We start from the raw sequence: 12,517 nt of genomic DNA, 5'->3' as shown, positions 1-12,517 counted from the left end.
AAAGCATACTAAATCGTATAAAAAGCGAGATTATTTGGTAAGGAATGCGTAAAAAAAGGGCGTTTAGACAAGAAAGGTATTGCTTTATTATTTAATTACTATATTATAGCAACCTCTTTGACGCGGGGTGGAGCAGCTTGGTAGCTCGTCGGGCTCATAACCCGAAGGTCGTTGGTTCAAATCCAGCCCCCGCAACCAATTCTACCAAACCTTTCTCATATTCTTACAAACAACTAAATAATTACGCTGATTTTGGCACCGCAAGCAGTGTTGATACCGCTTCGCTAATGCGTCTAGCAATGTAACTATTGTTCATTGTATATAAATGGATACCATCAACGTTTTGTGAGACTAAATCAACAATCTGATCAATAGCATAAGCTATACCAGCATCACGAAATGCATCTGGATGATGTTCATATTTTTCCATCATCTGTTTGAACTTTTTAGGTAAATTTACGCCACACATTGAAACCATGCGTTCAATTTGATTTTTATTAGTAACTGGCATAATACCTGCTTCAATTGGTACATTAATATCCATATCATGCGCTTTATCTAAAAAGGCATAAAAATAGTCATTATCAAAAAATAGTTGTGAAATTAACTGATCGGTACCGGCATTTACTTTCTCTTTTAGATGGATTAAATCTTGTTTAAGCGTCGTTGCTTCAAGATGCCCTTCTGGATAGCATGCGCCAATAACATTAAAATCACCATTTTCTTTAATAAAGGTGACTAATTCGCTAGCAAAGCGAAAATCATCTTTAGGTGTTACATTGGGACTGATATCACCACGTAATGCTAATACGTTATCAATTCCGGCACATTTGAGGTCGTGAAGAATTTTTAGCATTTCGGCTTTGTCGAAGTTAATCCCCGGTAAATGGGCGACACTTTCAATACCATAAGTATGTTTAACTGCATGCGCAATATCAATCGTAGTTTGACCATTTAAACTACCACCTGCACCATAAGTGACACTAATAAAGTCAGGTTTAAAATAACCTAATTCGCGTAAAGTGCTATAAATTGTCTCTAATGGTGACGTTTTTTTAGGTGGAAAAACCTCAAAGGAGAATACTGTTTTTTGGTTAAATAATAAATTTGTTTTCATTGGTACCATCCATTCTTGCTATCTTTTTTACTCTACTGACATTACCGCCGCCTATAAAGGCGGCGGTAATTAAGACAGACAAAGCTAATTAACTTTATAAAAAACAGTGTTAATTAAGAGTCTTTCTCACTTCTAAGGTTGCTTGAACTAGATGTTCTAAGCTTTCAACTACTTCTTTTTCACCGCGAGTTTTTAAACCACAATCTGGATTAATCCACAATTTTTGCTTATCAATTTTAGCCACTAATTTTTCAATGGTTGCTTTGATTTCCGCAACTGGTGGTACGCGTGGTGAGTGGATGTCATATACACCAGGCCCCACTTCTGTTTTAAAGTTATTTGCTTTAAGCACATCAATTAATTGTAGATTTGAGCGTGATGCTTCAAATGAAATAACATCAGCATCCATTGCATCGATATCTTTGATGATGTCAGCAAATTCGCTATAACACATATGAGTATGAATTTGGGTATCAGCTTGTACTTTGCTGTGAACTAATCTAAATGCCGGAATTGCCCAATCTAGATATTCACTATTCCAATCCGCTTTACGTAGTGGTAATTTTTCTTTTAATGCCGCTTCGTCAATTTGGATGACTTTAATGTCAGCCGCTTCAAGATCTAATACTTCATCACTGATCGCTAATCCAATTTGGAATACCGATTCTTTTTGTGAAATATCTTCACGAGGGAATGACCAGTTTAAGATAGTCACAGGGCCAGTTAACATGCCTTTGACAGGTTTATCAGTTAAACTTTGCGCATATTTTGAATATTCAACCGTAATTGGTTTAGAACGGGAAATATCACCCCAAACAATTGGTGGCTTAACGCAACGCGTACCATAAGATTGTACCCATGCTTTTTCAGTAAAGACAAAGCCATTTAAACTTTCACCGAAGTATTCCACCATGTCATTACGTTCAAATTCACCGTGAACTAATACATCAATACCGATCTCTTCTTGTAGTTTGATACATTCAGCAATTTTTTTCTTATTAAATTCAGTGTATTCATTTAGGCAAATTTCGCCTTTTTTGAATTTAGCACGATTTAAACGTACATCCGGCGTTTGTGGGAATGAACCAATAGTAGTAGTAGGTAATAATGGCAAATTAAAGGCTTTTTTCTGCGCAGCTTCACGTACTGAAAACTCAGGTAAACGAGTAAAATCAGACTCTTTCAGTGCAGCCACTTTTTGGCGGACCGCTTGGTTAGCGCCTTCTCGTTCACGGGTAAACAGAGTTTGGTTAGCTTTGTAAGCCGCATTGTTATCAGGATTGGCTTCATTAAGTAATTGACCTAGTTCAGCAAGTTCTTGTAGTTTTTCTTGGGCGAAAGCAAAATAAGCACGTTGTTGAATAGTTAATTTCGTCTCATTTTGTAGCGTATAAGGTACATGCAATAATGAACACGAAGTATTTATCACCACGTTTGCCGCTTTTTGTTTAATTTTAGCTAATAAAGTTAAGGTTTTTTTGTAATCATTTTTCCAAATATTTTTACCATTAACGACACCGGCAAATAAAACTTTATCAACAGGGAAGCCATTATTTTCAAGTAAGGCTAATGTTTGCTTACCTTCAACAAAATCCAGACCAATACCATCAAACGGTAATGCAACCAGTTCTTTATAGCAGTCACGCACATCACCAAAATAGGTTTGTAACACAACTTTAGTTTTACCTTTAACTGATAAGATAGCTTGATACAGTTCGTTAAATAGTGCGATATCTTGTTGACTAAGATCCGTCACTAAAATTGGTTCATCAATTTGGATCCAGTCAGCACCAAGTGCAGTGAATTTTTCGATGATTTCTTGATAGGCTTTAATAATGTCTGCTTTAAAATCAACTAGCTGTTTGCTGCCTAAATATTGGGCTAATTTGAAAAAGGTTAATGCCCCAATAATAACCGGTTTAGTTTGGATTCCTAATGCTTTTGCTTCTTGATATTCATCAAAAGGTTTTGTACTGGCGATTTTAATTTGCAGTGAATCTTCAATTTCAGGCACTAAGTAGTGGTAATTGGTGTTAAACCATTTCTTCATTGCTAACGCACGCACATCACCTTTTTCACCTTGATAACCACGCGCCATTGCAAAATAGCGATCGAGTTCAGGTAAACCTAAATCTTGATAACGTTTGGGAATAACATTAAGTAAACATGCAGTATCAAGTACGGCATCATAAAATGAAAAATCATTTGATGAGATAAATGCGATTTTTTGCGAAGCTTGTTGTTGTAAATGTTCCGCACGTAGTGCTTTTGCTTCACTTAATAATTCAGCTTGGGTTTTATTACCTTTAAAATAAGCTTCGGTGGCAAATTTTAATTCACGAAGCTTCCCAACTCGAGGGTATCCGATAACAGCAGTATTCATTTTGTCTTCCTTTCATCACATTTGGTTAGTAATAGGAAAGATAACAAAAAAAAATGCTATTGAATAATTCTGGTTTTTTATTGGTTGGTATAGTTTTTATCTATAATGAAATCATCCACCATTTTCACTTAATCAAAAATTAACTATATTTGTTTAATAGCCATATATTAAGATAATAAGAAATTCTATAGCATGATCAGCAATAGTTACTATGTGTATTATTCTTTATTTAATTTATTTTCTTGAACTTACTTTGATCTGTCCGTCATTAGGTAATGACCATATCGGTGTTATGACGACTCAGTCGATTTTGAACTTTTTTATTATGGTTTTTTTCTTGTTTAACTGCATTGTCAATATTCTGTATTGGCTATTTAAATCACATAAACATTGGTTTGATTATACTGCGGTTGGATTATTATTTGCGGTTATTATTTTTATCCCTGTGAATAATTTTATGGTGGAAAAGAAAAAGGAAGCTCGTCAATCAATTAGGGTTGAGCGACAACTTAGTGATATAAATGCAGATAGAGTGGTGAAGATTAACCTAAATATTTCATATAAAAAAATGATTAATAATTAATTTATCTTAACTTTAAACCCTCCTATCTTGATTGGGACAGAAGGGTAGTAAACAATATTTATTTTCGCCATTCACCATGAATCGGTCTAGAAAAGTGAGCGAGTACGGCAATCATACAGATCTCGATTGATACCCCCCAATAAATATGGCCTAAGATTTCACTCCATAACTCATAACCATTTAAATTCCATAACCAACCAATTGTTCCTTCAGGTGCATAAGCCGGATGACGGAAGCCTAATAATGGAATAAAAAAGCCATGCATAACAACAGTAATAATTAATCCATAAAAGGCTCCATACCAAAGTCGGATTTTATTCCAAAAATAAGCGATAAATACATAAACAAAAGCAAAAGCGAAACTGAATAACCAGTGATAAAGGGTGACCGCGCCCAAAACGTTTGCACCTTGATAAATATAATCAAGGGAATGAGAATTAATGCCTAACCAACCAAGCCAAGCATCAATATGTGCCGCTGGTGGCGAAATTTCACCGGGAACTCGAGGTGGCATATTAACTTCAGATCCCCATTTGACTAATGAACTGATAAAACCACCAATAATTGTTGTCCAAATGATAATTTGACGATTTGTTTTATTTCCAAACATTGAAGTTATTCCTTACTATATTTAATAGAATTAAATTAAATAGCCAATAATATAAATAAAATGTGTTCTATCTAAGTTCTACCTAAATTCGGTAGGACGTTTTATCGTATATTCGTTTAAAACAAAATTTGCTTGCTCAGTATTACTTTTGGGGTGGACTAATATAGCTTTAATCAGTCATAATGGTTAGATGCCGACATACCGATTTATAGACTAATTACGGTTAAATAATATACGCTTTTAAATCTAAATAATACACATTATCCCGATCATAATTTCTAAAAAACTTAAAATGGTTAATTTAATTGATAATGATTCTCATTATCATATATAATGGCAATATATCAATTTTGAGGTTTTGATTATGTTGAAAATATCCACAGTAAGTTTAGAAGAGATCAATAATACTGTTCATATTCCCGATCCAAATGCGAGTTTTCTTCGAAAACTGTGGGCTTTTTCTGGTCCGGGGGCTTTAGTAGCGGTTGGTTATATGGATCCCGGTAATTGGATCACCTCAATTCAAGGTGGTGCGCTTTATAGTTATTTGTTGCTATCAGTGATATTAATTTCTAGCTTGATAGCCATGTTATTACAGGCCATGTGTGTCAAGATTGGCGTAGTTACCGGCATGGATCTTGCTCAAGCAACTAAATCAATGGTGGGTAGAAAGGTAGCATTTTGTTTATGGATATCAACTGAATTAGCGATTATTGCCACAGAAATTTCTGAGGTTATTGGTAGTGCCGTTGCCTTGAATCTTTTGTTTGATATTCCATTATTGATTGGTGTTTTATTAACGGTTTTTGACGTTGTTATTCTATTAATTTTAATGCGGTTTGGATTTAGGAAAATAGAAGCGATCGTCTTTTGTTTGATTGCGACAATATTTATTATCTTCACTTATGAAGTGTTAAGAGCTTCACCGGCATTGGGTGACATTATAAATGGCTTTATACCAAGGACGGACATTTTTACTGCTTCAATCAAAGGCCATGATTCAGCATTGGTTATTGCGCTAGGGATTGTTGGTGCAACTGTTATGCCACATAATTTATATCTACACTCTTCTATCGTTCAAACCAGAAAATATGACAGAAAGAATCGAACTAGTCTAAAAGATGCAATTAAATATGCCACCATTGATTCTAATATACAGTTATCCTTTTCGTTCATCATCAATTGTCTATTATTGATTCTTGGTGCCGCCCTTTTTTATGGCAATAATCCCGATGATCTTGGTCGATTTACACAGCTATATGATGCTTTGAAAGATCCAAATATGGTTGGACCGGTAGCCAGTTCGATTATGGCAACATTATTTGCTGTGGCGCTACTAGCCTCAGGTCAGAACGCCACTATTACCGGCACATTAACCGGGCAAATCGTGATGGAAGGGTTTATTAATCTCTCTATTCCGCTTTGGGCTCGGCGAATGATTAGTCGAGGATTGGCGGTTACGCCAGTGATTTTATGTATCTATATCTGGGGAGATAAGGAAAATATTGTTGAGAATTTATTGATTTATACTCAAGTATTTTTAAGTATTGCCTTACCGATTTCAATGGTGCCTTTAATTTTGGTTACTTCAAATAAAAAAATTATGAAGGAGTTTGTGAATAGTAAGTTAACGATTATTTTAGGCTGGATAGCGACTATTGCACTAGTGGTTTTAAATCTGCAATTGATCTATGAAGTTATTGCTTCATTATATTAGCTCTGTTTTAGGCCATTGAAATTTCTCCTTATCAATGGCTTTTTTGAATTTTTAGTGGCCGATAAATCTCTCACTATCACTTATTTACTTATTTATTTAAAAAAATGAATAAGCTTTAAAAGTATCTTAAACCCTATCAGCACAATAATTCTAGCAAATATCCTCGAATAAAATCGTCATTTTATTTAAAAAGCTGTGTTTATTTACAGTGTTATTATTGATATACTCGCATTAATTTTAATCAGTTGCATACACTTATTGAACTATTATGATAACTCAACTTACTATTAATAATTTTGCTATTGTCGATCAGTTGTTAGTTGATTTTACAACAGGAATGACGGCAATAACGGGGGAGACCGGCGCGGGTAAATCGATTGCGATCGATGCTTTAGGGCTTTGTTTAGGAAATCGTTCTGATGCTTCAGCCATACGCAATGGCGCGGATCGGGTAGATATTTCTGCCAGTTTTGTTCTTGATGATACTCCGGCGGCACATTCGTGGTTAACCGAGAATCAACTTGATGAAGGTAATGAATGTATTTTAAGGCGAGTTATTAATCAAGATGGACGTTCTAAAGCATTTATTAATGGTCGCGCAGTGCCTATTTCGCAATTAAAAGATTTAGGGCAAATGTTAATTCAAATTCATGGACAACATGAACATCAACGTCTACTACGTAGTGATTATCAACAAATTTTACTTAATCACTATATGAATGAGCCGACATTATTGTCACAAATGCAACAAGCTTATAAGCAATGGAAATCTGCCGCCCAAGCTTATCAGCAATACCAAGCTTCCAAACAAGAGCGGGATGCACACCTACAGTTATTGCAATATCAATTAAAAGAGTTAAACGAATTTTCTCCTATTGACGGTGAATATCAACTGATTGATGAAGAATATAAAAAGTTGTCAAATAGTGAGCAGCTAATTAATCTTAGCCAACAATCTATCATGCTATTAGATGAAGCAGATGAATATAATGTTAATAATATGCTCAATAGTGTGAAGCAGAGTATCCATGAGTTAGTAACATTAGATCCGTCGCTAAATGATATTTTAACGATGTTAGAAGAAGCTGCTATTCAAATTAAAGAAGCTAGCTATGAATTACGTCATTATAGTGAAAGCTTAGAGCTTGATCCGGCAAGAGTAATGCAACTTGAACAACGGTTATCAAAACAAATTGCCTTAGCGCGTAAACATCATGTTTCTCCCGAGGCATTACCCGAGTTACATCAAAGTTTATTAAATGAATTTAAACAGATTAATCAACAAGATGAACAAGGTGAGCAATTACAAGAAGAGATCAAAAAGTATCAACAAATTGCCCTTAAACTTGCCACTAAATTACATCAAAAACGATTAACAGTGAGTAAAACGTTAGCTAAAAAAGTCATGACGATTATGCATGAATTATCCATGCCAAATGGTCAATTTAGTATAGATGTTGTATTTGATGAAAACCGATTGAATGAAGATGGCGCAGACCAAGTCTGTTTTTTAGTGAGCACTAATGCCGGGCAAGAGGCACAGCCTTTAGCAAAAGTAGCATCAGGTGGGGAATTATCACGTATTGCCCTTGCCATACAGGTTTTAACCGCACAAAAAATGGATACGCCAGCATTAATTTTTGATGAAATTGATGTCGGTATCAGCGGACCAACTGCCGCTAAAGTCGGACAGTTATTGAGGCAGCTTGGTGAGTCAACCCAAGTGATTACGGTTACCCATTTGCCGCAAGTTGCCGGTCAAGCCAATCAACACTATTTTGTCAGTAAGCAAACAACGGGTAAACAAACCTCGACAGATATGCAAAAATTAGATAAAAATGGGCGTATAAATGAGCTTGCACGATTGTTAGGTGGGGATAAAATTACCGATGCAACATTGGCCAATGCGAAAGAGTTACTTATTATCTAAATTAATTATGGTAATATAACGCTTTTAACAGAGATCGGAGAGTAACGAGATCATGAGTCTATCTGGTAAACATATCTTATTGGGGATAACAGGCGGCATTGCTGCTTATAAATGCCCTGATCTCGTTCGTCATTTAAAAAAAGCGGGCGCGCAGGTCCGTGTAGTAATGACTGAATCAGCGAGCCATTTTGTCACGCCAATGACACTGCAAGCGCTATCTGGTAATGCGGTATCACGTGATTTATTCGATCCTTCTGCCGAACTTTCGATGAGCCATATTGAATTAGCCAAATGGGCTGATTTACTATTAATCGCGCCGGCTACAGCCAATATTATTGCAAAAATGGCAAATGGTATTGCTGATGACCTTTTATCGACCATTTGCTTGGCAACACCAGCTAAGATCGTCATCGCGCCAGCTATGAATCAACAGATGTATAAAGCCGCGGCAACGCAACAGAATTTAGCGAGCTTAGCTTCACGTAACACCTTAATTTTAGGCCCCGATGATGGTTTCCAAGCTTGTGGAGATTTTGGTCCAGGGCGAATGGTTGAACCGGCAACCATCGTTGAACATGTTGAAGGTTATTTTCTCGCAACTGCAACACTTGTTGGAACCGAAATTACCATTACCGCAGGCCCAACCATTGAAGAGCTTGATCCGGTTCGTTATATCAGTAATTACAGTTCAGGTAAAATGGGGTATGCTATTGCACAAGCGGCGGCGGAAATGGGCGCAACAGTAAATTTAATTAGCGGTCCAGTTAATTTAGCAACTCCCAATAATGTCAATCGCATTAATGTAAAAAGTGCTAATGAGATGTGTGATGCGGCGTTAAAGCTTGCTACAAAGTCGGCGATTTTTATCTCTTGCGCCGCTGTTGCTGATTATCGAGCAGAAACTATTGCTAAGCAAAAAATTAAAAAAACTGATGATAATAATGAACTTGTGATTAAATTGGTTAAAAATCCTGATATTGTAGCTAGTATTGCTGCGTTAAAAAAGGGGCGTCCGTTTGTTGTCGGTTTTGCAGCTGAAACCAACAATATTAAGGCTTATGCCCTTAAAAAATTAACTACTAAGAATTTAGATTTGATTTGTGCTAATGATGTGTCTGATAAGAGCATAGGCTTTAATTCTGATCAAAATGCATTAACCATTTATTGGCAAAATGGCGAACAAACGTTACCATTAAGCAGTAAACAACAATTAGCAAGAGAATTACTTCAAGCAGTTATAACACGATATAAAGCGAGTCATGATGAAAAGAAAAATTGATATTAAAGTATTAGATAAACGTTTAGGTAACGAGTTTCCACTGCCAAGTTATGCCACCGAAGGTTCTGCTGGTATTGATTTAAGAGCGATGTTTGATAAAACAACGGAAATCAAACCAGGTGAAACAATCTTAACTCCAACCGGCTTATCAATGTATATTGCTGATCCTAGCTTAGCGGCATTAGTGTTACCCCGTTCAGGACTGGGTTCAAAAAACGGTATTGTACTAGGTAATTTAGTTGGTTTAATTGATTCTGATTATCAAGGTCAATTATTTGTGCCAGTTTGGAATCGAAGCCAAACCCCATTTGTTATTGAACCGGGCGATAGAATTGCGCAATTAATTATTGTGCCAGTCGTGCAAGCTGAATTTAATATTGTTGATGATTTTGTTGAATCAACACGCGGTGAAGGTGGATTTGGGCATTCAGGTAAGAAATGATCGTGAGTAACAAAAATAAAAATCGTAAAGAAGATATACTCCAAGCATTAGCAACTATGCTTGAATCCAATGAAGGAACACAACGGATAACTACAGCTAAATTAGCAGCAACGGTTGGTGTTTCTGAAGCAGCATTGTATAGGCATTTTCCAAGTAAGACGAAAATGTTTGAAAGTTTAATTGTTTATATTGAGGATATTTTGCTTTCGCGTATTAATGTGATTATGCAAGATGAGCCTAAAACATTTACACGACTACAGCTTATTTTGGCTTTAATCCTTGGTTTTTCGGAAAAAAATCCAGGGTTGACGCGAATTATGACTGGGCATGCGTTGATGTTTGAGCAAGATCAATTACAAGAACGAATCAATCAATTATTTGAACGTATCGAAACGCAGATAAAACAAGTCATACGAGAAAGAAAGATTCGTGAAGGCGTGGCCTTTACCACCGATGAGCGTGTTTTATCTAGTCAGTTACTGGCTTTTTGCGAAGGGATGATGGCACGCTATTCTCGTTCTGGTTTTAAATATCTGCCAACAACCAATTTTGAAACCCGTTGGGCTTTATTAGCAAAACAGTTAGTTTAACCGATTTAATCGTAATTATTCACTTAACGATTTCTGTTATTTTTTACAGAGGATAATTTCATGAGTTTTGAAAATATAGCAAACCAGATTTGGTTATTTATTGAAAAATATGATGGCGTAGTAATTAGTTATATAGCTCATTTTTGTTTTGCCATTGTTATTTTTCTCATAGGTCGAACAATTGCTAGATTTGTTGCTCGTCAACTAAGAAGAATTTTAACTAATCGTCATGTCGATCCAACAGTAGTTAAATTTGTTAGTTCGCTATCTTATTACGCCATTATAGTTATGACATTAGTTGCCGTGCTAGGGCAACTTGGTGTGCAAACCGCTTCAATTGTTGCGGTAATCGGTGCGGCAGGTTTGGCGGTAGGTTTAGCTTTGCAAGGGTCGTTGTCGAATTTTGCTGCTGGTGTAATCTTAATTATTTTTCGTCCTTTTAAAGTCGGGGAAACCGTGGTTATTAATAACCAAAAAGGGGATATTGATTCAATTCAAATCTTTTCAACCACTATTGTCACCCCAACAAATGAAGTAGTCGTTATTCCAAATAGCCAAGTAGTTAGTGCCAATATTATTAATTATACTCGCTTACCGGAAAGACGTTTAGATCTAGTGGTTAATGTTGGTTATAATTCAGATATTCAACAGGTTTATCAAGTATTAAGAGCGGCGGTAAACAAAACTGATAATATTTTAACCAATAAGGCGCCAACTATTCGTTTGGATTTGTTGGATGCTTCATCCATGAATTTTAATGTCCTTGTTTGGACGTTAAATGCTAATTATGGATCAGTTAAAGCGGCATTACTTGAAAATATTAAAAATGGCCTAACTGAAAATGGTATTAATATTCCGTACCCAACTATGGATGTAAATCTTAATTCCCAATCGTAATTTACAGTTATGGTATTCCGTTGCTTGTCAGCAACGGAATGGCCTTTGAAATTAGATATCTTGATCCATATTTAATGCTGGTTTATCACAATCAGGACAACCAACAACTTTAGCTGGCACCCCCGCAACGGTGGTATGTTTAGGTACTGGCTCTAAAACCACTGAACCGGCACCGATTTTCGCACCTTTACCGATTTCAATATTTCCTAAAATAGTTGAGTGGGCACCAATCATTACACCTTCGCGAATTTTAGGGTGACGATCGCCATTTTCTTTTCCGGTACCACCCAGTGTCACTGATTGTAAAATAGAAACATCGTTTTCAATAACGACGGTTTCACCAATGACAATTCCGGTTGCATGGTCAAACATCACTCCGCAGCCAATTCTCGCTGCTGGATGGATATCCACGCCAAATACAATGGCAATTTGGCTTTGTAAAAAGGTTGCCAGTGATTTACGGTTTTGTTGCCAAAGCCAATGTGCAATTCGATAAGCTTGTAGTGAAAGAAAACCTTTATAATAAAGCAGCGGTGTAGAGTAGTAATTGGTTGCCGGATCACGAATATAAACCGCAAGTATATCAGTAATCGCTGCAGAGATAATGTTGTTATCCGCCTGATAAGCTTGTCTAGCAATTTCACGAATTTCCATTGCCGGTACAACTTGCGTCGCTAGTTTGTTAGCGAGAATGTAACTTAATGCACTATCCAAATTTTCATGATTAAGTAAGGTTGCATGAAAATAACTTGCTAACATTGGCTCACTTTCAACGAGCTTGGACGCTTCTTGTCGGATGGTTTGCCATAACATTTCAGGTTTAACTACTTTTTTGCTCGTATTCACACCAAGTACCTATATCGATTTAAAGGTTAGTTTCAATAGTTTATATTGTTTCGCAAACCAAGAATAGAAGCAAGCTTTCTCTAGTGAGATTATAAAATGGGAGCAATTAGTTCCCATTTTTAC

Annotated in this window: 11 protein-coding genes and 1 tRNA gene; 8 read left to right on the top strand and 4 right to left on the bottom strand. The window is 36.2% G+C overall.

Annotated elements, in window-relative coordinates; genetic code table 11:
• Positions 1–121 precede the first annotated feature (121 nt).
• A tRNA-Met gene (locus DKK70_RS15220) sits at positions 122–198 on the top strand.
• A gap of 43 nt (positions 199–241) precedes the next feature.
• On the opposite strand, the gene metF is transcribed toward DKK70_RS15220, so the two are convergent.
• Both metF and metE read right to left on the bottom strand, forming a co-directional pair.
• Positions 242–1,117, bottom strand: a complete 876-nt coding sequence (gene metF, locus DKK70_RS15215; RefSeq protein WP_110424500.1) for a methylenetetrahydrofolate reductase [NAD(P)H] — start codon at positions 1,115–1,117, stop codon at positions 242–244.
• 109 nt (positions 1,118–1,226) lie between these two features.
• The gene (gene metE / locus DKK70_RS15210) at positions 1,227–3,500 is read right to left on the bottom strand and encodes a 5-methyltetrahydropteroyltriglutamate--homocysteine S-methyltransferase (protein WP_110434743.1); all 2,274 of its coding nucleotides are present in this window, start codon (positions 3,498–3,500) and stop codon (positions 1,227–1,229) included.
• Between the two features lie 211 nt (positions 3,501–3,711).
• Here metE and DKK70_RS15205 point away from each other — a divergent pair, with 211 nt between their 5' ends.
• Positions 3,712–4,083, top strand: a complete 372-nt coding sequence (locus DKK70_RS15205; RefSeq protein WP_110434742.1) for a hypothetical protein — start codon at positions 3,712–3,714, stop codon at positions 4,081–4,083.
• Between the two features lie 58 nt (positions 4,084–4,141).
• Here the strand turns inward: DKK70_RS15205 and DKK70_RS15200 are convergent, their stop codons facing one another.
• Entirely contained in the window at positions 4,142–4,693 is a 552-nt protein-coding gene (locus DKK70_RS15200) for a YagU family protein (protein ID WP_034882391.1), read from the bottom strand.
• A 364-nt stretch (positions 4,694–5,057) separates the two neighbouring features.
• On the opposite strand from DKK70_RS15200, the gene DKK70_RS15195 reads away from it, so the two are divergent.
• The 6 genes from DKK70_RS15195 to DKK70_RS15170 all read left to right on the top strand — a co-directional run bounded on the left by DKK70_RS15195 (position 5,058) and on the right by DKK70_RS15170 (position 11,548).
• Positions 5,058–6,410: an Nramp family divalent metal transporter gene (locus DKK70_RS15195; RefSeq protein ID WP_110434741.1), complete on the top strand. Its 1,353-nt coding sequence runs from the start codon at positions 5,058–5,060 to the stop codon at positions 6,408–6,410.
• Between the two features lie 268 nt (positions 6,411–6,678).
• Positions 6,679–8,340 carry a DNA repair protein RecN gene (recN, locus tag DKK70_RS15190; protein WP_110434740.1) on the top strand — a complete coding sequence of 554 codons (1,662 nt, stop codon included), beginning with the start codon at positions 6,679–6,681 and terminating at the stop codon, positions 8,338–8,340.
• Between the two features lie 52 nt (positions 8,341–8,392).
• Entirely contained in the window at positions 8,393–9,619 is a 1,227-nt protein-coding gene (coaBC, locus tag DKK70_RS15185) for a bifunctional phosphopantothenoylcysteine decarboxylase/phosphopantothenate--cysteine ligase CoaBC (RefSeq protein WP_110434739.1), read from the top strand.
• The gene (gene dut, locus DKK70_RS15180) at positions 9,603–10,061 is read left to right on the top strand and encodes a dUTP diphosphatase (RefSeq protein WP_110424494.1); all 459 of its coding nucleotides are present in this window, start codon (positions 9,603–9,605) and stop codon (positions 10,059–10,061) included. Before coaBC ends, dut begins: the two co-directional genes overlap by 17 nt.
• Positions 10,058–10,651, top strand: coding sequence for a nucleoid occlusion factor SlmA (gene slmA, locus DKK70_RS15175; RefSeq protein WP_110424493.1), 594 nt, complete (start codon positions 10,058–10,060; stop codon positions 10,649–10,651). Before dut ends, slmA begins: the two co-directional genes overlap by 4 nt.
• A 60-nt stretch (positions 10,652–10,711) precedes the next feature.
• On the top strand, positions 10,712–11,548 hold the full coding sequence (locus DKK70_RS15170) for a mechanosensitive ion channel domain-containing protein (RefSeq protein ID WP_110434738.1): 837 nt from the start codon (positions 10,712–10,714) through the stop codon (positions 11,546–11,548).
• A gap of 51 nt (positions 11,549–11,599) precedes the next feature.
• Here DKK70_RS15170 and cysE read toward each other — a convergent pair whose 3' ends face one another.
• Entirely contained in the window at positions 11,600–12,361 is a 762-nt protein-coding gene (gene cysE / locus DKK70_RS15165; RefSeq protein WP_110424618.1) for a serine O-acetyltransferase, read from the bottom strand.
• Positions 12,362–12,517 lie beyond the last annotated feature (156 nt).

This window comes from Gilliamella apicola (genome assembly GCF_003202655.1).
Lineage (GTDB): Bacteria > Pseudomonadota > Gammaproteobacteria > Enterobacterales > Orbaceae > Gilliamella > Gilliamella apicola_R.
This window is presented reverse-complemented; position numbering and strand designations above follow the sequence as displayed.